The sequence below is a fragment of the Latilactobacillus graminis DSM 20719 genome (assembly GCF_001436415.1).
GTDB classification, from domain to species: domain Bacteria; phylum Bacillota; class Bacilli; order Lactobacillales; family Lactobacillaceae; genus Latilactobacillus; species Latilactobacillus graminis.
In genome coordinates this window covers 1-220 of record NZ_AYZB01000062.1, presented here as the reverse complement: position 1 = coordinate 220, position 220 = coordinate 1, and the positions used below count along the sequence as shown (strand labels likewise).

1 protein-coding gene is annotated in these 220 nt (G+C 32.7%); it reads right to left on the bottom strand.

The features are described 5' to 3' along the window. Nucleotides 1–4: 4 nt before the first annotated feature. Nucleotides 5–220, bottom strand: a 216-nt coding sequence (locus FC90_RS09530; protein ID WP_235804327.1) for a hypothetical protein, incomplete at its 5' end; no start/stop codon positions are given.

The following is a 220-nucleotide window of genomic DNA, read 5'->3' as shown; positions in this document are numbered from 1 at the left end:
ATAGTTAAAAATTGGATTTTCCAATAATTTTTTTGCCCACATAATTAAATTCCTCCTCTTTTTTTGTATCTTTTTGTATCTTAATCTGGGTGAACTGTTCGCCTCGCAAACATCGTTGTATTGTAAAAGTACCAACGTAGTGTGATTGAATTTTCCCCGTACCTTGCATGATTAATACCGCATTACCCTTTATTGCTTTAGGTTTATACTTCGACTTAAA